20 protein-coding genes are annotated in these 23353 nt (G+C 47.9%); 17 read left to right on the forward strand and 3 right to left on the reverse strand.

Annotated features, from left to right (window positions below; translation table 11 throughout):
- The 4 genes from Q1V74_RS00965 to tssH form a co-directional block, all read left to right on the forward strand.
- Positions 1 to 1130 (forward strand): pentapeptide repeat-containing protein (locus Q1V74_RS00965; protein ID WP_300646648.1); only part of this gene is annotated, 1130 nt, incomplete at its 5' end.
- Positions 1123 to 2175, forward strand: coding sequence for a pentapeptide repeat-containing protein (locus Q1V74_RS00970; RefSeq protein WP_300646650.1), 1053 nt, complete (start codon positions 1123 to 1125; stop codon positions 2173 to 2175). The genes Q1V74_RS00965 and Q1V74_RS00970, both read left to right, overlap by 8 nt.
- An 8-nt stretch (positions 2176 to 2183) precedes the next feature.
- A complete protein-coding gene (locus Q1V74_RS00975; RefSeq protein WP_260649690.1) occupies positions 2184 to 2573 on the forward strand; it encodes a DUF4150 domain-containing protein in 390 nt (129 codons plus the stop codon).
- 19 nt (positions 2574 to 2592) lie between these two features.
- Positions 2593 to 5211 carry a type VI secretion system ATPase TssH gene (gene tssH / locus Q1V74_RS00980; protein ID WP_300646652.1) on the forward strand — a complete coding sequence of 873 codons (2619 nt, stop codon included), beginning with the start codon at positions 2593 to 2595 and terminating at the stop codon, positions 5209 to 5211.
- On the opposite strand, the gene Q1V74_RS00985 is transcribed toward tssH, so the two are convergent.
- Positions 5181 to 5765, reverse strand: a complete 585-nt coding sequence (locus tag Q1V74_RS00985) for a hypothetical protein (protein WP_300646653.1) — start codon at positions 5763 to 5765, stop codon at positions 5181 to 5183. The genes tssH and Q1V74_RS00985 overlap by 31 nt on opposite strands.
- Positions 5766 to 5768: 3 nt before the next feature.
- Positions 5769 to 6218, reverse strand: a complete 450-nt coding sequence (locus Q1V74_RS00990) for a TssQ family T6SS-associated lipoprotein (protein WP_300646655.1) — start codon at positions 6216 to 6218, stop codon at positions 5769 to 5771.
- Positions 6219 to 6492: 274 nt separating this feature from the next.
- Between Q1V74_RS00990 and tssJ the strand changes: the two genes are divergently transcribed.
- From tssJ to tssF, 13 genes are all read left to right on the forward strand, one after another.
- Complete coding sequence (gene tssJ, locus Q1V74_RS00995; RefSeq protein ID WP_300646656.1) at positions 6493 to 7017, forward strand: type VI secretion system lipoprotein TssJ; 525 nt, start codon at positions 6493 to 6495, stop codon at positions 7015 to 7017.
- Between the two features lie 20 nt (positions 7018 to 7037).
- On the forward strand, positions 7038 to 8369 hold the full coding sequence (tssK, locus tag Q1V74_RS01000) for a type VI secretion system baseplate subunit TssK (RefSeq protein WP_300646658.1): 1332 nt from the start codon (positions 7038 to 7040) through the stop codon (positions 8367 to 8369).
- A gap of 8 nt (positions 8370 to 8377) precedes the next feature.
- On the forward strand, positions 8378 to 9571 hold the full coding sequence (locus tag Q1V74_RS01005) for a DotU family type VI secretion system protein (protein WP_300646659.1): 1194 nt from the start codon (positions 8378 to 8380) through the stop codon (positions 9569 to 9571).
- A complete protein-coding gene (tssM, locus tag Q1V74_RS01010; RefSeq protein ID WP_300646661.1) occupies positions 9568 to 13164 on the forward strand; it encodes a type VI secretion system membrane subunit TssM in 3597 nt (1198 codons plus the stop codon). Before Q1V74_RS01005 ends, tssM begins: the two co-directional genes overlap by 4 nt.
- Positions 13165 to 13167: 3 nt before the next feature.
- Positions 13168 to 13890, forward strand: a complete 723-nt coding sequence (gene tagF / locus Q1V74_RS01015) for a type VI secretion system-associated protein TagF (protein WP_300646662.1) — start codon at positions 13168 to 13170, stop codon at positions 13888 to 13890.
- Positions 13887 to 15152, forward strand: a complete 1266-nt coding sequence (locus Q1V74_RS01020) for a PEGA domain-containing protein (protein ID WP_300646663.1) — start codon at positions 13887 to 13889, stop codon at positions 15150 to 15152. The genes tagF and Q1V74_RS01020 overlap by 4 nt, the downstream gene beginning before the upstream one ends.
- A 71-nt stretch (positions 15153 to 15223) precedes the next feature.
- Positions 15224 to 16252, forward strand: coding sequence for a type VI secretion system protein TssA (gene tssA / locus Q1V74_RS01025; RefSeq protein WP_300646665.1), 1029 nt, complete (start codon positions 15224 to 15226; stop codon positions 16250 to 16252).
- A gap of 41 nt (positions 16253 to 16293) precedes the next feature.
- Positions 16294 to 16845 (forward strand): type VI secretion system contractile sheath small subunit, encoded by a 552-nt coding sequence (gene tssB, locus Q1V74_RS01030; protein WP_300646666.1) that lies wholly within the window; start codon positions 16294 to 16296, stop codon positions 16843 to 16845.
- Between the two features lie 11 nt (positions 16846 to 16856).
- The gene (gene tssC / locus Q1V74_RS01035; RefSeq protein WP_260649702.1) at positions 16857 to 18353 is read left to right on the forward strand and encodes a type VI secretion system contractile sheath large subunit; all 1497 of its coding nucleotides are present in this window, start codon (positions 16857 to 16859) and stop codon (positions 18351 to 18353) included.
- A 102-nt stretch (positions 18354 to 18455) separates the two neighbouring features.
- Positions 18456 to 18941: a type VI secretion system tube protein Hcp gene (locus Q1V74_RS01040; RefSeq protein WP_260649703.1), complete on the forward strand. Its 486-nt coding sequence runs from the start codon at positions 18456 to 18458 to the stop codon at positions 18939 to 18941.
- A gap of 58 nt (positions 18942 to 18999) precedes the next feature.
- Complete coding sequence (gene tssE / locus Q1V74_RS01045) at positions 19000 to 19542, forward strand: type VI secretion system baseplate subunit TssE (RefSeq protein ID WP_300646668.1); 543 nt, start codon at positions 19000 to 19002, stop codon at positions 19540 to 19542.
- 12 nt (positions 19543 to 19554) lie between these two features.
- A complete protein-coding gene (locus Q1V74_RS01050; RefSeq protein WP_300646670.1) occupies positions 19555 to 20142 on the forward strand; it encodes a DUF3540 domain-containing protein in 588 nt (195 codons plus the stop codon).
- Between the two features lie 21 nt (positions 20143 to 20163).
- Complete coding sequence (gene tssF / locus Q1V74_RS01055) at positions 20164 to 22107, forward strand: type VI secretion system baseplate subunit TssF (RefSeq protein ID WP_300646671.1); 1944 nt, start codon at positions 20164 to 20166, stop codon at positions 22105 to 22107.
- A 24-nt stretch (positions 22108 to 22131) separates the two neighbouring features.
- Here tssF and Q1V74_RS01060 read toward each other — a convergent pair whose 3' ends face one another.
- Entirely contained in the window at positions 22132 to 23157 is a 1026-nt protein-coding gene (locus Q1V74_RS01060) for a PTS transporter subunit IIC (RefSeq protein WP_300646672.1), read from the reverse strand.
- Positions 23158 to 23353: the final 196 nt, after the last annotated feature.

A 23353-nucleotide genomic window follows, 5' to 3' on the forward strand; every position in this document is an offset into this window, starting at 1 on the left:
TGGCCGAGCCTGTTGATGCTGATTTCTTAGGGCAGATGGAGCGCCTAGAGACGTTACGTCAACAGATGTACTTAGTGAGTGCACAAAATCAGTCTCCCGTGTATCCGTTAAGTGACACAGAAAATGAACAGGCAAAAAAGCGGTTTTTACAGAAAATAGCGCAGCAGGAGGGCATCGCGCATGTGGATTTTTCTGGGATGAGGTTAAGCGGCTTGAGCTTAACAGAGGCGGATTGTTCTCAAGCTTGGCTTGAGGGCACGGATTTATCGCATGCTCATTTTTCTCATTGTGTATTTGATGAGGCGGTATTAACGCGGGCGAATTTGAGTCATGCGCGTTTTGAGCATTGTCGCTTTATTAAGACCAATTTAGCGCAAGGGCAATGTGAGCAAGCCTATTTTGTCGAGTGTACCTTTGAAAATGTAGAACTAGAGGGCATACAACTTGCTCAGAGTTATTTTATGGATTGCGATTTCCAACAGCTGTTTATCGAGGAGCTGGATTTTAGCTCTTGTGTAATCCAAGGCGGCACCATGCAAAGTGTGATGTGTGATCGGAGTCAGTTTCAGCACAGCAAATGGCTGAATGTGCAGTTTAAAAAAGTCACTTGGCAGCAGTGTGAATTTTTGGATTTTATGTTTGAAGGGTGTGAGTTTGATAGCTGTGGCTTTTTTATGAATCGTATAGAAGCGCTAATTTTTAGCGCGTGCGCGATGAATAATTCGGCACTGCACTATCAAAATCAGGTACAGCGATTTGCCATGTTGGCGTGCGACGCTTACCAATGTTTTTTTAGGGAAATGAACTTCGCGCAGGCGGACTTTTCTTTGAGTCGGTTAGAAATGTGTGATTTTACGCATTGCGATTTAAGTGAAGCGGTTTTTTATCGTTGTGATGCACACAAGGCAAATTTTACCCACGCCCATTTACACCAAGCGAATTTCCACCAAGCCAGTTTAATCGAAGCGTGTTTTAAAGCCGCTGATATGCGTTTTGCGAATTTCAAAGAAGCGAACTTGTTCAGAGTAGATGCAAGCCTGGCGCATTTGGATGATAGTACGGTATTGCATGGGGCTTATAGTAAAGAGATCAACATTTACCCCCAACGTCAGGAATACCAACATGAATAAAGAGACGTTGATTCGTTTGGGTCAGATAGGGGATAGTGCGACGCAAGTGGTATTAGAGGGGTTGCATTTAACCCAAGCGGATCTTGCTGCAATGAGCTTTGATGAGGTGCGCTTTAGCAATTGCCACTTTGTAGAAGTGGATTTTTCCGAGTGTGATGTTCAGGCTTGTTCTTTTGAGCACGTGATTTTTGAGCGTTGTGATTGGCAAGGGGCGATATGGAATGAGACGCATTTTACAGCTTGTCGTTTTCTTGATTGCACATTGCAGACGCTGACGTCGCAAAAAAATATATTTACACAGGTGAGATGGCAAAACTGTGATTTGAGCCATGCCTGCTTTAAAGAGGATCATTTTTCTCAGGTACAAAAAGAGCAGGTGATCGTTGAGTTCGCTACTTATATGGCGATCACAAGTGAAGCCACAGAGTGGATTGAGACGCATTTTCATCAATTTACTTTTTATCAGGTGGAAATAAAAACACTGCAGTTCCAAGGTTGCTCCTTTGATAAAACCGTTTTTATGGAATCGGATTTATCGGGTATGGATTGGCGCCATATGCAGTTGCCTTGCTGTCAATTTATTGATTGTGCAATGCAGAACATACAGCTTGATGGGGCGGATGTGACACAGTGTAGTTTTAAGGGCTGTGATTTGCGCTGCAGCTCTTTTGCACAGGCACAAGCTAAATACGCATTATTTCCTTATGCACAATTGGAACAAGCCCAGTTTACTCAGGCTGATTTGGCTCACTCATTATGGGTGCATAGTCAGGCGCAACGGGTTTGCTGGCAAGAGGCGTGCTTAACACAAGCGGTTTTTCACCATGCGGATGTGGCAAAGAGTCGCTTTGTGCGTGCCGACTTAGATGCCGCGGATTTTTCTTACGCGAGTGTGCTGGGGGCGGATTTTTCTGCTGCGCAGTTTGCGCGCACGCGTTTTCATGCTGCGATCACAGAGGATGTAGGGTTAAAAAAGCACCCTCGTGTGTTGGCCTGTGACTCGGCTTTGTATGAAGCCGAGCTGTGGACGCAAGCGTATCGTTAGGAGTATTCATGTTTAGTAATACGCAAATGATGGGGTTGGACATTGGTTTTCCTGATGTGTGTTTAACCCCACCGGCCCTGACACCGGTTCCTTATCCTGATTTAGCCTTAGGGCCAACAGCAATACCTGTTTGTTTTAATATTTTGCACTGCTTTGCTCCAGTTCATAATTTGATGACCATCACTCCGATCACAAATGGTGATAATTTGGGGATCGCGACAGGGGTGATTTCGCATACGGTAATGGGGCCATCTATGCCTAGAACAGGCGCTTTTACCTTTTTGAATCGTTTTGCACCAACAACGCGCTTAACCTCGATCAATACCCAGAATTCAATCAATACCGTGGGCATGCGTGTGGTGCCAAGTCAACCTAAAGTGCTGGTATTAGCCCCTTAATGTAAAGACGAGATGTTTTATGTCGGAATTTAATCGTGCCGAACTGTTTGCTCGGCTTAATCCCTTAAGTTATCAGGCATTAGAGGGGGCGACGGCATTTTGTAAGCTGCGTGGGCACCCTTATGTGGAATTAGTGCATTGGGTTTATCAGCTTATCAACACGACGCAGTCTGATTGGCAAGTGCTTTTGCAGCAGGCCGAAGTCGATGAGGTAGCATTGGAGCAAGATATTTTGCGCGCCTTAGATCGACTACCTAAAGGGGCGGGGGCGATTTCAGATTTGTCACATCATATTGATGAGGTGGTACAGAGCGCCTGGTTATATGCCTCATTGCAATGCCAGCGAGCGCAGATTCGTAGTGGGGATTTATTGATCGCAACATTGCAACACGCGAGTCTGAAACAAGTGCTAAGGCAGATGTCCTCCCAGTTTGCTCGGGTTTCGCTAGAGACTGTATTACAAACAGCAAATCAGTGGCAGGAGCTATCCGCTGAGCAGGAATCAAATCGGGAGCACAGCGCGGAAGCGACCGCTACGGGTTCGGTGTTAGAGCAATATGCGCAGAATTTAACACAAAAAGCGCGTGAAGGAGCACTGGATCCGGTTTTAGGGCGTGACGATGAAATTCGACAGATGATCGATATTTTATTGCGTCGCCGGCAGAATAATCCCTTATTAGCTGGCGAGGCAGGGGTGGGGAAAACGGCGATTGTAGAAGGCTTAGCACAGCGATTGGTTCATAAAGAAGTACCGCCGGCTTTGCAAGGAGTAGAGCTGTACTTGTTAGATATGGGGCTGTTGCAAGCAGGGGCTGGTGTTAAAGGAGAGTTTGAAAAGCGTTTGGTTCAGCTTTTAGAAAGTGTAGAACAAAGCCCGGTACCTATTATTTTATTTATTGATGAAATTCATACTTTGATTGGAGCGGGGGGCACAGAAGGTACGGGTGATGCCGCAAACTTATTAAAACCTGCTTTAGCGCGTGGCCAACTGCGTACGATTGGGGCGACAACTTGGAGTGAATATAAAAAATACATTGAAAAAGACCCTGCTTTAACGCGTCGCTTTCAGGTAGTCACCGTTGAGGAGCCGACGGCAGAGCAAGCACGAGAAATGTTGCAAGGCATAGCAAATCATTTAAGTGAACATCATCAGGTATTAATTTTAGATGAGGCCATACGTAGTGCAGTACAACTGTCGCAACGCTATATCCCAGCATGTCAGCTGCCGGATAAAGCCGTAGCTTTATTGGACACGGCGGCAGCTCGGGTGGCAATTAGTCAGCATACCCTTCCTGCTCCCGTGGAGCGGGCACAACGGGAACTGGATCGCTTACATTTAGAGTATGCGCTTTATCAAAAAGAAAAACGACTTGGCTTAAGCGATGCCCAGATGGGCACACAGTTAAAAGAGGAGCTAGAGCAGGCAGCAGAGCAATTGGTAATCTGGGAAAAGCGTTGGCAACAGGAGCGCGCACTAACTCAAGAGATTGTGCAGACGCAACGGCAGTTATGTGATGATCTTGAAACAGGGGCGGGTTTTGATCTACAAGAACGGCTTTTTGTGCTGCGGGATCAGCTTTTTGCTCTGCAGGGGGAGCAGCCTTTGGTGTATGCGATGGTGGATACAGCGATAGTAGCTGCTGTGGTGGCTGACTGGACCGGTATTCCTGTTGGCCGTATGGTTAAAAATGAGTTGGATGATGTCTTGCAATTAGCGCCTCGTTTGGCGCAGCGGGTGTTGGGTCAAGATCATGCTTTAACACAAATCGCACAGCGTATTCAAAGCGCACGCGCCCGTATTTTAGATCCACACAAACCAGCGGGGGTGTTTTTGCTTTGTGGCCCTAGCGGTGTAGGCAAAACAGAAACCGCGTTGGCGTTAGCGGATGCATTGTATGGGGGCGAGCATAATGTCATCACCATCAACATGAGTGAGTTCCAAGAAGCGCATACTGTATCCGCGTTAAAAGGTGCACCACCCGGCTATGTGGGCTATGGTGAGGGCGGGCGCTTAACTGAGGCTGTACGGCGTAAGCCTTATAGTGTGGTTTTACTCGATGAAATTGAAAAAGCGCATCCCGATGTGCATGAATTGTTTTTTCAGGTTTTTGATAAGGGCTGGATGGAGGATGGGGAAGGGCGGCGTGTGGATTTTAGAAACACATTGATTTTGCTTACCTCGAATGTTGGCACGGATGAGATAGCAGATTGGTGCGAACAGCACATGTCTGCGGATCTTGAACAATTGGAGTCTGTTTTACGCCCAGCTTTACTTGACGTGTTTCCGCCAGCTTTATTAGGGCGCATGACGGTAATTCCTTATTTGCCGTTAGACGTAGAGCGCCTGGCGCGTATTGCCCGCTTGCAGTGGCAGCGTTTAGCACAACGTGTATACACACACTATCAAGCACAATTGCACCTATCTGAGGCGGCGTTACAGCTATTATTGGCGCGTTGTCGTCATGGTGAGTCAGGCGGCAGAATGATCGAGGCCGCGTTGAACCAATATATTATGCCCAAATTGAGCCAGTATCTATTGCAGGCCACCTTGGATCAGGCCGTGGCCGCAGAGATCAAGGTCTGTGCGGCTCAAGACGAGTTCGTTTTTTATTTTAATAGCCCACTTAGTGGGTCATGAGGGGCGTTAAGTTGGTTTGGTTGAAGTTGCTCCAATGGGTTTGCGCTATTACGCTGGGTAGCCCGCTCCGCATCAAATGGATGTGTGCTATCCAAATCCATTGCACCAACTGGTACCACCCCAGGACTATTTAAAAGGTCTGCAAACGGGTCATCAAGAACAGGGGGCGTAAGAGTGGAACCAGTGGGTGCCGCCTGTTCTGGTGTATCTGATATGACAGGGGATGGTACGTTTGGTATCGCCGTTTGTTGTGGTGTTTCTTCAGGCAGCTGCCTGATATGCCAGTCGCCAATTTGTAAAGTACACACTGGTGTCCAGTGAGCACGTTGCTTAAAAGCTAAATTTTGCTGATTCACTTGCACCGGTGTTTGTGTGCTGAGACAGATAACCTCATAGCCCTGTTGAGCCTGAGGACGGATGGCTACACAAAAAGGCGCAAGAGTAGGGTCGTCGATTAACACCCAGTCATTTAAGGCATGACTGCCGATCAGAACTCCTTGTGATGTAAAAGTTTTTTCTGTTTGAGTTGCTGGATTCTTGAGCTGAAATTTCATGTTTTACTCCTGCTTGATCCACACCCGAGAGGAGCGTATTTTTTTGCTTTCTGTGGCAAAAATTGGCCCCCATACAGGGTGAGTGTTTTCTGCTTTACTTAATAAATAACCGGGGTTTTCTTCGAGTAAGTCTTGAAATTGCTGGCGGCAGGCGGGTTTGTCGCCTAGTGTGCAGTAGCTAAAAGCTTGGTATTTTCTTGCTTCCGTTTTGAAGTGCAAAGAGCCGGATTGCATCAGAGGCTCTTCTTGTAGCTGGGTTAATAAGTTTTGGTATTCACCCTCTAGGTAAAGCTGTTCAATATGCGTTAAGGTTTCTTGCTCTTTGGGATCGGGGTATGGCGTGTTGGATGAAGGCGTTTGTGCGCAGGCAGCTAATACGCTTGCTGTAAAAACGATAAATATACGGCGCCAAGATGTGAATAAAAACAAGTTTTTAATAAAAGTCATTTTCATGAATAATAAAAATAGATGGATTGAAAGAATGCCTTACCTTATCTATTATTTATGACAAAATTATTTCATTACATATATTAATTAAGTCATTGATTTTTTTATTTTTCTCATGGGTTTTGGAAACAAGATGTAACTAATGTGACGGGTTTTAATTTTATGTATTCGTCATATTGGCGTAACAAACCCAATTGATAATGACCACAATTTGTAGCGCAATTAAAATTATTTTATTGGTTTAAATAAAAATTGCGATAAATGTAGGGTGGTCTTTGAAGTGAAAAATACTGCAAAAAGCCGGCGTTATGTTTTGGCGCTTTTTTTAAGTGCTAGCGCGTATTGCTTAAGTGGATGTGCGGCGACCGAAAACCAGCTAGCGATTCCTTATGCTATTCAGCTGGTAGGCACCGCCGATCAAAACTTAACACAACAAAATCAGGCAGCTCCGCTGCAGATTACCGTCTTTCAATTGCGAGCTGCTGATCGATTTGAGGCGGCCGATTATTTTGGTTTGGTGCAGCAGCCACAACAGGTGTTAGGCGATCAGCTTTTGGGGCATGAGGCGGTTGTGGTGGAGCCAGAGCAAAAACAATGGGTTTCTTCTAGTGGCGATGTAAATGCCCGTTATGTAGGCGTTGTTGCAGGTTATAGAGATTTAAACCAGAGTCAATGGCGTTTAGTTATGCCTTTGCCTGAAGCAAAAAAAACCAATATTTATAAATTTTGGCAGTTCTCTCCTAAGCAAGCAGAAGTACGTGTGGTGTTAACTCGACAGGGCTTGCAATTAGATTCTTCTTTTTAGCGCATTTTGAAGTGGTACCCATGGCAAAGATTATCTGGACCGAGGGCATGTTTTTACGCCCTCAGCATTTTCAATATTTAGATCAGTATTTCACCACGCAAGCAATGCGCCAGCAGTGTAGCTTAGCTCACCATTATTGGGGGTTTACGCAGTTACGTCTGGATGAGGACGCCTTGGCTTTTGGTCATATCCAAATCCAACAGGCAGCGGGCGTTTTGCCAGATGGCACGGTATTTAGCATGGATGCACAACAAGCTCCTAAAGCCCTTGTGGTGCCGGATAACACTTATGCGCAACAGGTGTTTCTTGCTTTGCCTAAGTTGCGCGCCCAAGATGTGGAGGTCTGCTTTGAGGAGCAAGCCCATAGCGCGGCACGTTATCAAGTGGTAGAAACGGAAGTATTGGATCGCTGCGATCCTCATAATGAGCCGGCCTTAGTGCAGCAAGGTAGACTGCGCTGGCAACTATTGTTAGAAGATCAAGTGGATGGCGATTGGGTGGTGCTGCCGATAGCTGTGATTAAAGAAAAAAACACACAGACGGCGGTGCATCTGGATGAGTCATTTATTGTGCCTTGTCTCCATCATACAGTGTCAACACGCTTGAACGCCCACATTAAAGAGGTATATAGCCTAGTCAGTGCGCGTAGTGAGCTGTTAGCTCAACGTCTTCAACACCTAAGCCAACTGCATGCGGGCGATATGTCAGAGCTGTTAGCGTTGCATAGCTTAAATACGTATAAAAATCGTTTATGGGGGGTGTTACAGCTGCCTCATCATCACCCTGAGGCACTGTATTTATTATTGTTGGAGTTGTTGGGCGGATTAAGCACGTTTCACCAACCCAGTAAACAGCCGCTTGCATGTCCCACCTATGTGCATCAGGATTTGCGTCAAAGTTTTGAACCGCTCATGCAGTCTCTGCGGGTTGCGTTGAACCAAATGTTGGATCAAATGGCGATTCGTATTGAGCTGGTTGATAAAGGGCATGGAGTGCGAGTGGGGCAGGTCACTGATACTCATCTATGGCAAAGTGCACGATTTGTGATTGCTGTACGGGCTGATTTGCCCGAAGAGCAAGTGCGACAGCATTTTCCCGCTCAGGCTAAGCTGGGTCCTGTGGATAGGATTCGGGATTTGGTGCATTTGCAATTACCAGGGGTGATATTACGAAGTTTAAGCCATGTGCCGAGAGAGCTTCCCGTCCATGCTGGTTATGTATATTTTGCGCTAGAGCAACAAGGGGAAATGTGGCAGCAGCTTCAACATAAAGGGGCATTGGCGTTGCATTTGGCAGGTGAGTTTCCAGGTCTGGATTTAACTTGCTGGGCCATTCGAGTCCCAACCGTGTAGGTGATGTGATGCAAGATATTACAGCAAGCCCATTGCTGCAAGCGGCGAACCCTTTGTTATTGCTATTAACTCAAATACAGCAAAGTGAAAGTCACCCGAATCCTATGCAGTTGCGCTTGCGCCTTATTGATGAAATCCGCCAGTTTGAGCTGCGAGCGCAACAGGCTGGGATGAGCAACGAGGTGATTTTAGGCGCACGTTATTGTTTGTGTACTGTGTTGGATGAAGCGGCGGCGCTTAGTCCGTGGGGCAGTGGGGGCGCGTGGTCCACAAATAGTTTGCTTGTGACTTTTCATAATGAAACCTGGGGTGGGGAGAAGTTTTTTCATCTGTTAGCTAAATTGAGTCAGAACCCCGCTGCGTATAAAGAGCTATTGCTTTTGTTGTATTACTGTTTGGCCTTAGGGTTTGAGGGACGTTATCGTGTGGTTGATAACGGTAGAGCGCAGTTACAAACCATTAAGCAGCGATTACTGTTGAGTCTAAAAAGTGTAACGCCTGCGTATTTAGAGCCACTCTCTCCTCATTGGCAAGATAAACCGGTACTGAAAAAAATACAGCGTCTTCCTGTTCCACTTTGGGCTGCGGCGGCATTGGCTGGCGCGGTAGCACTGGCTATTTATATTGGGTTTAGCTGGTCATTAAGTGATCGCTCTAATCCTCTATTTCAAAAAATTGTGGCATTGGCTACGCCCACCATGGCCATAAGTGAGCAACAAGCTCCTGCTTCTTTGCCTGCTGCGCCAGCACGCTTGGCGCATTATTTAGAGGCAGAGATCAGAGAGGACTTGTTAACGGTTCGAGATGAGGCAGACCGGAGCGTGGTGGTGTTGCGTGGGGATGGCTTATTTGAATCTGGTTCGGACCGTGTGCGCAATGCTTATGTGCCAGTGTTAAGCCGAGTTGCCGATGCTTTAAATAGTACACAAGGGGTCATTTTGGTGACGGGGTACAGTGACAATGTCCCCATTAGAACACTGCGTTTTCCTTCTAATTGGGAGCTATCGCAAGCACGAGCGGATGCCGTAAAAAATTTATTGAACCAGCGGCTTATAGATTCTGCGCGTGTACGAGCCGAAGGCAAGGGTGAGGCGAACCCTTTGGTTCCGAATACCACAGCAGAAAATCGGGCTAGAAATCGTCGTGTCGAAATTATGCTGCTGATCCCCAGCACCAATCAGTCTGTAGGAGAAGCGCCATGATGATGCGGCTATTTGGTTTAATAAGGAGTCGCACGCTTTGGGTGCTGTTAGGGCTGCTGGCGTTATGTTATGTGATATGGGTGGCGGGCCCTGCGTTGGCTATTAACCAATGGTATCCCTTAGAAAGTTCAGTCGCGCGGTTGTCATTAATTTCCTTAATTTTAGGAGGTTACTTATTACGTTGGGTATGGCGTAAATGGCGTGAGGGACGTTTAAATGCGCAGTTATTAAAGCAACTGCGTAAACCGAGTCGTAAAGAAGCTGTAGCGTCGCCAACCGAACAGGCAGAGGTGTTGGTTTTGCAGCAGCGTTTTGATGAAGCCCTGGAGCGTCTACGTAAAGTACGTTTTACTGGACAGGGCAAAATCAAGTGGTTAGAGCGGTTTTTACCGCATTATTTATATCAGTTGCCTTGGTATATGTTTATCGGGGCGCCGGGCTCTGGTAAAACCACGGCTTTAGTCAATGCAGGGCTCACTTTTCCGCTAGCAGATACCTTTGGTAAAACCGCGTTAAAAGGGGTGGGTGGGACACGTAATTGTGATTGGTGGTTTACGGATGAAGCGGTGTTACTGGATACTGCTGGGCGTTATACCACACATGAAAGCGATCCTACTGGGGATGAAAAAGAGTGGCAGGGTTTTTTACATTTGTTGCTGCGGTATCGTAAGCGGCAGCCATTAAATGGCATTATTTTAACCATTAGTTTAGCGGACTTACTTGGAGCGAATGATACCGACCGTTTACAGCATGCAGCGGTTTTACGGCAGCGCTTACACGAATTACAGCAGCAGCTAGGCATCCATTTTCCGGTATACGTGCTGATTACCAAAATGGATTTACTTAGTGGTTTTGAGGCTTATTTTGCCCAAGCCGATCGTGCTAGCTTAGAGCAAGTTTGGGGGTTTAGTTTTGCTTATGAGCAAAGCCAACGGCCTGATTTTGACTTGTTGCCCCATTATCAGCAAGAGTTCGATTTATTACAGCAACGCTTAGAGCAAGCTTTGCCAGATGTATTAGCTGTACCGCAGGATCCAGCGCAACGGGCAGAGGCTTTTTTGCTCCCACAGCAGTTTGCCGCCATTAAAGATACTTTAGGCTATTTTTTAAGTGAGGTATTTATTAGCTCACGTTTGGCGCCAGGTTTGCAACCACGAGGTGTGTATTTTACAAGCGGTACGCAAGGCGGTGAGCCATTTGATCCTGTCGGTCAAGCCTTGTCTTCGGCGTTGAGCTTGCGCTCCTCCACAGCTTCTGCCGACGTAGCAGCAGAAGGAAAAAGCTATTTCTTACATCGTTTTTTGAAAGAGGTGGTTTTTAAAGAGTCGGCGCTAGCAGGCTTAAATATGAAATGGGAGCAGCAATACCGACGATTACAGTGGGTGGCTTATGGCTTAAGCGCGGCGGTATTGTTTGGGTTATTTGGGTGGTGGTGGGTGAGTTATCAGAATAATCAGCACTACTTGGCCCAAGTAGCACAGCGTATTCCTCAAGTAGAAGAGCTTGCTCAACAAACACGGATTGAAAAAGGCACCGATGTGTTGGGCTTAATGCCATATTTGAATGCAAATTGGGAGATAGCGGCGGGTGATGGTTTTTATCCACCACAACGCCCTTTGGCCTACGCGGCTGGCTTATATCAAGGTAACAAAATTCAAAGTGCTAATCAGGCGGTGTATGAGCGTGTGTTAAGCCAGCAACTCTGGCCACAAGTAGCGCGTTTGATTGAGTCTGGATTGCAGAAAGCCTCTGTGCAGGACATAGAGCAAACGTATGAGGCATTACGAGCCTATTTAATGATCTATGATGCGCAGCGCTATGATGCGGTGTTCCTCAAGCAATGGGTGTTGCGTTTGTTGCAACCGCAATTGCCCGCGGATTATACCCGCGCGCAATATGAGCGTTTGGGGATGCATTTAGAGCATTTGTTAGCGCCACAGGTGTTGCATTCGCCATTTGCACAAAATGAAGCCTTGGTCGCGGAGCGTCGTGCGCAGCTTGATCAGTTTGGCTTGGCCGAGCGCATTTATAGTCGCTTATTACGTTTATATGCGTCTTCAGAATTAAAAGAGAGCAGCTTGGTGTCTTTGGCGGGGGCAGAAGCGACCACGGTGTTTGAACGCCAAAGTGATGCTGCACTCAACGAAGGAATCCCTGGGCTTTTTTCTTATAACGGCTATTGGAATGTATTTGCTAAACGCGTGGAGGACGTTGCTAATCAGCTTCATGCTGATGATGCTTGGGTGTTAGCCGTTAACCAGCGGCAGCAGCAACCGCGCGCTACCGTGATAACCGAAGTTAAACGCTTATATTTTGCGGATTATGTGCAGCGGTGGGATACATTTTTAGAGGACGTGCGCATCCGTACCCCTAAGCATTTAATCGATGCGATTGAGCTGGTACGCAGTGTTTCTGCTTCTAATTCACCGCTACAGCGTTTTGTGCAAAACGTGGCCTATGAAACTACTTTGTTGCGAGAGGATCAGCAATACCAGCGTTCAATATTAGACCGAGCTAAAGAGCGTGTAACCAGTTCCACTCAAAACTTAGAGCAAATGTTTGGGCCCATAGGTTTAGAAGGGGCGGTGCGTATTGATGCGACACCAGAGCGCTTAGAGCAAATGGTTGATCGACATTTTGTACGCTATCACGAGTTAGCTCAGCCTGTAAATGCCGGAGCACCCGCGCCCATTCAAGGTACTTTAGCATTACTTAACGAGTTATATACCTACTTAACGGCAGCGGATTCCGCCTTGCGCAGCCAAAGCCCATTGCCGCCCAGTGAGGTGCTAAGCAAGTTGCAAGCAGAAGCGGGACGTATGCCGGATACGGTAGGGCAGATGCTAACGCATATGGCACAGGATGCGGCAGGAGCGGTTAAACAAGTGCGGCAGCAGCAAGTAGGTGAGGATGTGAATGCCGTGTTGGGGAACTATTGTCGACGCACTTTAGCAGGACGTTATCCATTTACGAAGAGTCAATTAGATGCTGCACCGAATGATTTCGCCCGTTTTTTTGGTCCAGGGCAAATGATGGAGCAGTTTTTTAATAATGAATTAGCGGCTTTGGTGGATCGGTCTGGACAACGATTACGCTTTAAGCCGGGCATGGATGGTCGTCAAGGTAATGCCACGCGCTATTTACGTGCTTTTGAGCAGGCAGCTGTGATTCGAGATGTGTTTTTTGCAGCAGGGCAAGCACAACCATCATTTCAAGTGGCAGTGCGAGTGGTAGACATGGACGCTCGTATTCGTCAGCTCAATTTAGATGTGGATGGACAAAGTATCCATTACGCGCATGGGCCACAGGTAGCCACTACTGTGCAATGGCCCGGTGAGCGAGGTAGCCATCAGGTGATGTTAAGTGTGATGCCTCAGGAAGGGCGCTCAGGTATTAGTGCTCAGGGGCCGTGGGCGTTGCACCGCCTACTGGACCAAGCGCAATCGGTACGCCAAGGGCGCTCGCCAGAAACCATGATTGCTACTTTTGATTTAGGGGGAAGAACAGTGAGTCTCGAATGGCGTGCTTATTCTGCGCGTAGCCCATTTGTTTTGCCTGAGCTTAAGGCATTTCGTTGTCCAGAAAAAGGATGATCTATGGAGTCATTAGACCTTGATGGGCTGTATCAGCAGCTAGGCTGGTATGGCAAGCTGCCCGCAGCCGGGGATTTTGTGCATCGACGCATAGATAGTGGGCGTATTCAGTTTTGGCATCAATGGATAGAACAAAGTTTATTGCCTTATAAACAAGCGGTGAATGAGGCGCATTGTTACCCAACGGCGCCTGTGTGGAATTTTGTTTTACCCGCCTCATTGCTCGAGGGGGGAGCTTTTATGCAGATGGGGTGCTTGGCTCCTAGTCTGGATCGGGTAGGTCGTATTTATCCCTTAGTGATTACTTTACAGATTCCTACTCAGTGCTATCAAAAAACACTCTTACAGGGCGCAGCACGCTACTTTCAGCAGATGGGACGTTTGGCTTATCAAGCCATTCAGCAGCGTTATTCAGTACCGCAATTTGATGCGTTTTTGGTAGAGCTCGCACCCTGTATGACAGCGATGCTGCACCAGCCTTTAGTCAATGGAGAGAGCGATGGGGCGATTTTATCGATATTAAATGCCGGTCATGAGCGTCCACCTTTAATGCAGCTGGAAGAAGATCCTTTGGCTTGGCCAGAGCTAGTAGATTGTTTTCATCCGCAGACGATGCATAGCTATTGGTGGACGAATCAGGCTACTGGAGCTGCACATCGGGCTGTGGTTCATGGGGGGCGCTTAACCCCATTATTATTTCAACGTTTATTTGGGGTGCGCTCGTGACAGCACAAGTGTATTTTTTTCATCAGGCGCCATCGGATGCTGTGCCTCTTGTACAAAGTACGATTTGGCAGCAGCCGGTAGCGGCGTCGCATTTAACACAATGGGCGCTTTGTCTTGGCACAGCTTTGCACCAACGCCACCAACAGGGGCAGCTTTATGCGCAATGGGATCCTGAGCATTGTTATATCGATGAGCAAGGTAACTGGTATTTGTTAGAGCAAACCCCCGCCATTGATTCGCCTTGGTTGGCGTTCGAGTTGATGGCACAAGAGCCGTCATGGCCCATAGGCCCCGCTGTCGACGTATACGGGCTTGGTATGTTATTGCGCAGTTTGCTGTTAAAACGTTTGCCACCCATTGCGAGCGCACGTTGGTTGGAGCCCTTACCCGCACTGTATGACATGGAGGTAGAAGGGATTGAGCCGCGGTTATTGCGTGCGATTGACTTGGCAACCGAGCAGGATCCTGCAATGCGCTTAGCGTCTATTGAAGAGTTTTTACTTTACTTAGGTCAGACTTTATCACCGTCAGTGGCAGCGTCTACTGTGCTCCTAGAAGAGCCGGCGGCAGTGGCTGCTTTGCCTGTCACGCAGCCGGCACCGACGCCACCTGCACCGACGCCACCTGCACCGACGCCACCTGCACCGATTGTAGGTGCTGTTTCTACAACTTGGCAGAGGCGGACGCTGTATGCCTTATTTTTTCTTGGGGCGGTAGGGGTGGGGGCGTGGGCTTATGGGCTATGGCAGAAACCTGCTCCAGTTATAGAGACGCCGCTAGCATCAATGGACGAGCCATTTCATCAACAGGTCGCAGCGGAAAAGGAATGGCAGGAGCCTTCTTCAAAGACGCTTATTTCTGAAGATGTGGATTCAATTGAGAACGCAGAGATATGGCCTGAACAGAAGGTGTTAATTGAAGAGCTGGAAGTCTTAGGTCCGACTCTGGATCCGGTATCTAAAGCATTAGCGCTGGAGCTGGTGGCAAGCCCGCCTGCTGAGCCAAAACTGGCTGCGCCGGCACCGGCATCATCGCCTAAGCCTGCCGCCACGGGAGCCACGGGAACCTTACGTATCGCAGTACTGCCATGGGGGGATGTGTATGTGAACGGTCGCCGGCAAGGAGCAAGCCCGCCATTAAAAGAACTCAAACTGAAAGCGGGTAAGCATCGTTTGCAAATACGCAACGGGGATTTAACACCTTATCAAGCGACCATAGAAATCGAAGCGGGTCAATCTGTAACAATAAGACATAAATTTTAGCGTTTGATTTTTATTTTATTTATATAAATCAATGAAATATAAATTTAATATTGGGCTTTTACAATACTGAAATGACTATTTATGACAAAGAGGCGCTCCTGCAAATGTGGCAGCAGAATCAAGGGGGAGAGAACCTTGAGTATGATCCACAGTTTTTGGCTTTGCAACAGAGCGCTATTGAAAAGCCGGAGCAGCAGTTTGGTGACACCATCATCGAGGCTCAAGCGCCTGAATGGGGGCATGTCTTAAAACAAGCTGAAATCCTATTGGCGCAAACGGCGGATTTACGGGTGTTGTTGCTGTATGTCTGGGCCCATGTGGAGCGTTATGGTTTGGTGGCTTATGCCCAGGGGTTAACGCTTTTGCATGAGCTTTTGCAGCAACATTGGCACACTGTGCATCCACGTCTAGAGGAAGAAGGGGAGTTTGATCCTTTTCTTCGGATGAACGCGTTGGGGGCTTTTGTGGACGCAGAAGGAATACTCAAAGCCGTTCGAGCGAGTGTTTTATTAAGTACACCCCATGGTGAGTTGAGCCTGCGCGATGCTGAACATGTACTAGAAGGTACAAAAGCCGAGTTGTTCGCTGGTGGCAAATTACGACTTCAAGAGTTGCTGCGTCAGATGCAGAGTGACCCGCACTCGGGTATGAGTCAGCTTTTGCACATAGAGCAGCAGCTGATAGCGATACAAGATTGTGTGCAGCAGCATTTAGGTCAAGAGTGGGTGCCCGATTTTAGTGCGGTACAAAGCAGTTTTAAAACGTTAACTCAGTTTGCTTTGGTGAAGCAGGAATCACCAAACGAGGACGTATCCGATGTGCAAGAGCAGGTGATTTTTTCTGCGCCGACGGTGACAACTCCGCCAGAAGAAAAAGTACAAGCCTGGCAAGACGTAGTTATACAAAGCCGTGAGCAAGCTCTAGAAGCTATTGAAAAAATCTGTAGTTATTTTGAAATGCATGAGCCTAGTCACCCCGCCCCCTTTTTGTTACGGCGAGTGCAGCAAACTATTCCTATGCGCTTTCCTGAAATTTTACAAAACCTGATGCCGGCCAGTGCAGAGCAGTTTGAGGCGTGGATGCCTAAAGAGTCTGAATAAGTGGAACTAAGCCAGCTTTAGGATTAACAAGGAGTCAACCAATGAGTAGCGGCCAGAAATTTATTGCGCGTAATCGCGCTCCTCGCGTGCAAATTGAATATGACGTTGAGGTTTATGGTGCAGAGCGTACCATTCAATTGCCTTTTGTGATGGCTGTGATGGCCGATTTAGCAGGTAAGTCGCATGTTGAGCAGCCAGCCGTGGCGGAAAGAAAATTCATGGATATCGATATTGATAACTTTGATGAGCGCGTCAAGGCTGTCTCCCCCCGGGTGGCTTTTCAGGTACCGAATACGCTGCAAGGAGAGGGACAGCTTCAAGTGGATTTGACTTTTGAGAGCATGGAGGACTTTGAGCCAGCTCAGCTAGCAAAGAAAATCGAACCATTGCGTGCGCTGCTGGAGGCTCGAACGCAGTTAGCGAACCTATTGACCTATATGGACGGTAAAACAGGTGCGGAAGCGCTTATTGAGCAAGTCTTAGCTAATCCAGCTTTATTAAATAGTTTAGCTGCTCAAGCATTGCCGACGACTGGCGATGCGAATTCTACCGAGGATGATGATGGGCATAACGCGTCAAGCGTGCAACCCTAGGAGAGGCAGTTATGTTGGAACAACAGCTTAGTCAAACCCCCGCCGCTACTACAGTAGCAACCGATGAGCTCAGTCAGTTATTACAAAAAGAATTCAAGCCCAAAACGGATCAGGCGCGCAGTGCCGTAGAAGCGGCTGTTCAAACGTTAGCCCAACAAGCATTAAGCCAGACAGTGCACCATGCTAGTGATGCTTATGCCACGATTCAGGCCATTATTACTGAAATTGACCAAAAACTCACCGAGCAAATAAATACCATTTTGCATCACGAGCAGTTTCAGCAGCTAGAAGGGGCTTGGCGCGGTTTGCATTATCTGATTAATAACACGGAAACGGATGAACAACTCAAAATTCGTTTTATGTGTATTAGTAAGCGTGAATTAGGTCGGACCTTAAAGCGTTACAAAGGGGTAGCGTGGGATCAAAGTCCTATTTTTAAGCAGGTATATGAGTCTGAGTATGGTCAGTTTGGTGGCGAGCCAATTGGCTGCATTGTCGGTGACTATCATTTTGATCATAGTGCGCCCGATGTAGAGCTTTTAGGTGAAATGGCACGGATTAGTGCTGCAGCCCATTGTCCTTTTATTACCGGGGCAGACCCAGCCGTAATGCAGATGGAAAGTTGGCAGGAGCTAGCGAACCCTCGTGATTTAAGTAAGATTTTTACGAATACAGAGTATGCCGCTTGGCGTAGCTTACGCGAATCTGAAGACGCGCGTTACATTGGGCTGACCATGCCACGGTTTTTAGCGCGTCTGCCTTACGGAGCGCGTACTAATCCCGTGGATGCGTTTGACTTTGAAGAAAGCACCGATGGGGAAGATCACAGCAAATATACCTGGGCGAATTCAGCCTATGCCATGGCCGCTAATATTAATCGCTCGTTCAAAGAATATGGCTGGTGTACATCTATACGTGGGGTGGAGTCCGGTGGCGCGGTCGTGAATCTTCCTACTCATACTTTTCCCACGGATGATGGTGGGGTAGATATGAAATGTCCGACGGAAATTGCCATCAGTGACCGGCGCGAGGCGGAATTAGCTAAAAATGGTTTTATGCCCTTGGTGCATAGAAAGAATTCAGACTTTGCTGCTTTTATTGGAGCACAGTCTTTACAAAAACCGGCCGAGTACCACGATGCCGATGCAACTGCCAATGCACGTTTAGCAGCACGCCTACCTTATCTTTTTGCTTGCTGCCGCTTTGCGCATTATTTGAAATGCATTGTGCGCGACAAGGTTGGCTCTTTTCAAGAGCGTGATGACATGGAGCGTTGGCTTAATGATTGGATTATGAATTATGTGGACGGGGATCCGGTGAACTCATCCCAAGAAACTAAAGCGCGTAAGCCACTGGCCGCTGCCGAGGTTCAGGTCCAAGAAATCGAAGATAACCCAGGCTATTATGCCGCACGCTTCTTTTTACGACCACATTATCAGTTAGAAGGCTTAACGGTGTCATTGCGTTTGGTCTCAAAGCTGCCTTCGTTAAAGCAGAACGAGACATAGGTTAAAGCTAAATTGGTGTAATGATCTCAAGCCCGTATGCAGCGAGGTAGTCCTACCTCTATTCATTTTAATTGTACTTATACGTTTATAGGGAGAAGTACTGTGGCAGTTGATATGTTCATGAAAATTGAAGGAGCCAATGGCGAATCTAAAGATGCCAACCACAAAGACTGGGTTGATATTCAGTCGTTTGCGTGGGGTGCGACGCAGCCGGGCTCGATGTCAGCGGGCGGTGGTGGTGGTACCGGTAAAGCCAGTTTTAATGACTTGCATGTGGTGGCGTTGATTGATCGCGCGACGCCTGCTGTGTTAAAGCACTGTGCGACTGGCAAGCACTTGGGCAAAATCGAAGTCTCTGTTTGTAAAGCAGGTGGAGAGCAGGTGGAGTACACCCGCATTACTTTAGAGGATGTATTAGTGACCTCTGTGCAATACCGTGGTGTACAGGACGGTGATGCGGTAGAGGTAAGTTATGCTTTCCAAGCAGCTAAAGTGAAGCAGCAGTACTGGGAGCAGACCGATAAGGGTGGCAAAGGTGCAGAGTCTGTGGTCGGTTACGACATTAAACAGAATAAGTTAAGCGCTTAGCCTAGACATAGTGAGGGGCCGCTTAAAGCGGCCCTTTAACGTTATTGAGATGTGAGTGATGTTCCGACAGACTAACGTGCGTTTACAGCCGGCATTATTGGATCGATTGGAAGACAATGCACCGGAAAAACAGGAAGGTCAGCCGGTAGCATTAAATGTAACTCAGTTAAAACAAGCGGTATTACGTGATTTAGGTTGGCTATTGAACACCATTAGTTTAGAGGCACAGCAATCTTTGCAATCCTACCCGCATGTTCAAAGCAGCACTTTGAATTACGGGGTGGCAGCATTGGCAGGTAAACGGGTTTCAGATGTGGAGTGGGATGAGATAGAACAGGCAGTACGTACCGCAATATTACAGTTTGAGCCACGTATACTTCCTCAGGGCTTGATAGTGCGTTGTTTAAGTGCAGCAACCGATTTAGCGCACCATAATGTGATTGCGCTGTTTATTAAAGGACAACTGTGGGCAAACCCGTATCCACGAGAGCTTTTAATTCGGACAGAAATCGATTTAGAAACCAGCCAGATCCGGGTTGAGGAAATGGACCGCCTACCTGAATTCGAGTTGGTGCATCACGAGTCCGCATTTTCTAAATAAAAAGGAAAAAACATGTTAAGGCCACAACCACAGCTTTACCCGTTATATGATCCAGTGCATTTGATCGGTGTGGTTCAAGTGATTGAAAGCAAAGAAAAAGCACTGTATACCGTTGTCTGTGATGGCAAAGCGTGGATCTGCACGCGGGCGGCCAGTTGCTTGCTGCAGCCTGCACTTGGGGATACCGTTTTAATCAGTGGACCGGATGCACAGCGGGTTTATTTACTCGCTGTGATTGAGCAGGCGCAGCCCCAACAAAGTGTGATGGACTTTGCCGGAGCGGTGACCGTGCAGGCACCGCAGTTCGATATGCGCACGCAGCAAGCCAACTGGCAGGTAGAGCAGTTGCAGTATGTGGGGGAAAAAATTACAGCTCATGTAGGTTGGACGCAGCTGTTTGCCCGGGTCTATGAACGAACGTGTGATCGATTACGTAGTTTGAGTCGACGAAGTGTGCGCGTGACCAAAGAGGTAGAAAAAAGTCGAGCGGGCACAGTGGATATGCAAGCCGAACAAGCATTACGCCTACATGCAGAGTTCACGTCAATGACAGCCAAAGAAATCGTGAAAGTGGATGGCAAACAAATCCATATGGGTTAAATACAGATAGGGTGGTGTAGGGTGAAACCGTCATTTTTAGATTATTATAATAATGAGCTCGCCTTTATGCGCGAGATGGGGCAAGAGTTTGCGCAACAACATCCTAAAATTGCCGGCCGTTTAGGGATGCAGGGCATAGAGGTCGCTGACCCATATGTAGAGCGGCTACTAGAGGGCTTTAGTTTTTTAACTGCGCGCATTCAAATGAAAATGGATGCACAGTACCCGCAGCTGACGCAGAGTTTGTTGGATGTGTTATCGCCTAGCTACACAGCACCCTTGCCTTCTATGACTGTAGTGCAATGCACCCCTAGCTTTACCCATGGTAATTTAGCTAAAGGGGTAAATGTGCCGCGTGGTACGGTCTTACGTGGGCGTGTACCTAAAGGCGAACAGACTGCACCAGAATTTACCACGGCCCAAGATGTGCAGTTAACGCCATTGCACGTGGAGGCGGTTAACACAAGTGTGCTGGATGACGGGCTAAAACAGGTTTGGGCACAAAGTAAGCATGGGCGTGATGCCCCGGTAACCTCGATTCAACGTGTGCTGACCTTACGTTTTTCATTGCAAGGCGGTGTGTTGCTTAAAGAGCTGCGTTTGCCTCAATTAATGATGTATTTGCATGGGCAAAGCCACGCCATGCAGGCGTTATTGGCTTGGATTATGACCCAAACGGTGGGCCTTATCTGCCATGATACCGAACGGCCGCTGCGCTGGGCTCATGCCTTAGCGCCTAGTGCTTTACAGCAAGAGGGCTTTCAAGAAAACCAAGCATTGCTGCCTGTTGAGATGCGTCAATTTCAGGGGCACCGTGTGCTGCAGGAGTATTTTGCGCTACCTGAACGGTTTTTATTCTTTAGTGTGAACGGGTTGGCGCAGGCATTACGTTTACCTCCCGCTCTGGCAAACCTTGATGATCCTTTGCTACGAGAGCAACAGCCCCGTCAATTTTGCATCAGTTTTTTATTAGCGCAAGCGGCTCCAGAAATTGAAAGCCGCTTGCAACCAGAGCAGTTTGCTTTGCATTGCACGCCGGCCATTAATTTAGTGCGGCGCCAAGCCGATCGTATCGTGATGCAGTCGGATGCGCATCGTTATCATTTAGTGGTTGATAAAACACGCCCTTTGGACTTTGAAGTTTATAGTATTGAGCATTTACATGCTTATGCTCTTCAAGATGGGGTGCGCGAGCAGGTGTTTCGTCCTTTTTATCAAAATAGGGCAAGTGATATAGGAAATGGGGGGCGTTATTTTAGTATTCAACGTCAAGACCGCCTACCATCTGCGCACAGCTCCCAGCAACAAGGTGAACGGAGCCGGTATGTAGGCAGCGAAGTATATCTGCAACTGGTGGATCAGTCGCAGGCGCCTTTTGCGCCTGAGCTACGCCACTTGGCGGCGATGGTGTGGTGTAGTAATCGGGATCTTCCTTTGTTAATGCCATATGGTAGTGAGCAGGATTTTGTTTTAAAAACCATTTCGGCTCCCGTAACCAGCATACGCATTTTATGTGCACCAACAGCTCCCCAGCCGGCATTAGCACAAGGCGAATACGCTTGGCGGTTAATTGGGCAGCTAGAACAACAGTACATAGGCTTAGAGACATTAAGTGCACAGCAAAGCGTGGCTTATTTGCGCAGCTTGCTCCAGTTACATGCGCATCATGCGCCGAGTCATTTTGCTTTATTGTCGCAAGCGATTCAAGATGTGCGTACAGAGGTGATACATCAGCGGTTGGCTATACCTGGGCCGATTGTGTATGGGAGAGGGGTCAGGATAAGCATTACTGTAGATGAGCGTGCTTTAGCGGGGGATAGTGCTTATCTGCTCGGGGCGGTGTTGGAGTACTACCTGAGCCGTAGTGTAGGGATCAATATGTTGGTGCAATGTGAGCTGCATTCGGTTCAACGGGGACGGATTAAACAATGGCCCGTGCGTGGGGGCTCTCGCCCCCAGTTTTAACATGGCAATGGCGTCAACCGATGCTTAGGCTTGCAGTGTTAAGTCGCCAGGATGGATTTTTCCACAGCGTTTGAGGCCATAACTGATGCTCAGACAAACCAAGGCGGGTAAAATAAAATGCATCAGCGCGATAGCTAGCCAAACCTCGCTTGTTTGCCCCATAGCGGCGAGCGTGCCCACTTGGCCAACAAGGCCGCTGGTTCCCATGCCGGCGCCACTGGGTATGTTTTTCATCTGAAACACCAGTGTGCCGATCGGGGCTAAGAGTGCGGCCGTCATAATTGGGGGTAGCCAAATCCATGGGTTACGGATAATGTTAGGAAGCTGTAGCATGCTTGTGCCTAGACCTATACCAAGTAAACCAGAGGTGCCGTTTTCTTTATAGCTCATGGCGGCAAAGCCGATCATTTGGGCACAGCAGCCGACGGTGGCAGCACCAGCCGCAAGCCCGCTAAGGTCTAAAGAAATGGCCACGGCAGCGCTGGAAGTAGGGCCAGTGAGTACCATACCCATAATCACAGCGATCACTATACTCATAAAAAAGGGCTGTAAAGTCATTGCCCATTCAATGGTTTGTCCTGTAGCACGCATCAGCTCGCCTAAATAGGGGGCTACCCACTGCGCTGTTAGCATTCCTGTGATCAGAGCGGTAGCAGGAGTGACAATAATATCAATGGGCGTGGTTTTATGGACAAGTTTACTGAGCTCACTGCTAAGCGCGACAGCGACAAAAGCGCCTACCGGCCCACCGCCCACACTAATAGCAAGCGAGCCAACCATGGCGCTGCTAAAAATGACCATTGGGGGCGCTTGTAAACCATAGGCTACGCCCACCCCAATGGCAGCACCCAAGCCAGCTTGCGCCAGACCCCCAATATCAACGAGCCAATCCCAGCCTAACCAGTTTCCCGTGGTTTTTAAAATTAAGCCAATAATTAATGACCCAAACAGACCCAAGGTCATGTAGTTCATGGTTTCTATGCCATAGCGGCGTAGTGAGAACTCAATGTTTTTACGAGCAAGGAAGTCGCGCATATGATTTAGACTCAAAGTGAGCATAAAATAAAATAGAATTCACATTGTAGCGTTTTCTTTAGCAAAAAAGATTTAGTTCTTATGAAATGTAGCGAGCGCGATACAATGAAAGCATTATTTTTTTGGGAACAGGCATGACCGCACAAACGTTGTTTTCAACCTTGGCTTTACAGCCAGCATTATTAGATACGGTGACACAATTGGGGTGGCA

The organism is Paenalcaligenes sp., assembly GCF_030152715.1.
Taxonomy (GTDB): Bacteria; Pseudomonadota; Gammaproteobacteria; order Burkholderiales; family Burkholderiaceae_B; genus Paenalcaligenes; species Paenalcaligenes hermetiae.

Excerpts from the sequence above, each read along its gene's own strand:
- Q1V74_RS00985 (WP_300646653.1), bottom strand. The coding sequence starts at position 5,765 with ATGAAATTTCAGCTCAAGAATCCAGCAACTCAAACAGAAAAAACTTTT.
- tssH (WP_300646652.1), top strand. The coding sequence starts at position 2,593 with ATGTCGGAATTTAATCGTGCCGAACTGTTTGCTCGGCTTAATCCCTTA.
- tssK (WP_300646658.1), top strand. The coding sequence starts at position 7,038 with ATGGCAAAGATTATCTGGACCGAGGGCATGTTTTTACGCCCTCAGCAT.
- tssM (WP_300646661.1), top strand. The coding sequence starts at position 9,568 with ATGATGATGCGGCTATTTGGTTTAATAAGGAGTCGCACGCTTTGGGTG.
- tagF (WP_300646662.1), top strand. The coding sequence starts at position 13,168 with ATGGAGTCATTAGACCTTGATGGGCTGTATCAGCAGCTAGGCTGGTAT.
- tssE (WP_300646668.1), top strand. The coding sequence starts at position 19,000 with ATGTTCCGACAGACTAACGTGCGTTTACAGCCGGCATTATTGGATCGA.
- Q1V74_RS01005 (WP_300646659.1), top strand. The coding sequence starts at position 8,378 with ATGCAAGATATTACAGCAAGCCCATTGCTGCAAGCGGCGAACCCTTTG.
- Q1V74_RS00970 (WP_300646650.1), top strand. The coding sequence starts at position 1,123 with ATGAATAAAGAGACGTTGATTCGTTTGGGTCAGATAGGGGATAGTGCG.
- Q1V74_RS00990 (WP_300646655.1), bottom strand. The coding sequence starts at position 6,218 with ATGAAAATGACTTTTATTAAAAACTTGTTTTTATTCACATCTTGGCGC.
- tssB (WP_300646666.1), top strand. The coding sequence starts at position 16,294 with ATGAGTAGCGGCCAGAAATTTATTGCGCGTAATCGCGCTCCTCGCGTG.
- tssC (WP_260649702.1), top strand. The coding sequence starts at position 16,857 with ATGTTGGAACAACAGCTTAGTCAAACCCCCGCCGCTACTACAGTAGCA.
- Q1V74_RS00975 (WP_260649690.1), top strand. The coding sequence starts at position 2,184 with ATGTTTAGTAATACGCAAATGATGGGGTTGGACATTGGTTTTCCTGAT.
- tssA (WP_300646665.1), top strand. The coding sequence starts at position 15,224 with ATGACTATTTATGACAAAGAGGCGCTCCTGCAAATGTGGCAGCAGAAT.
- Q1V74_RS01050 (WP_300646670.1), top strand. The coding sequence starts at position 19,555 with ATGTTAAGGCCACAACCACAGCTTTACCCGTTATATGATCCAGTGCAT.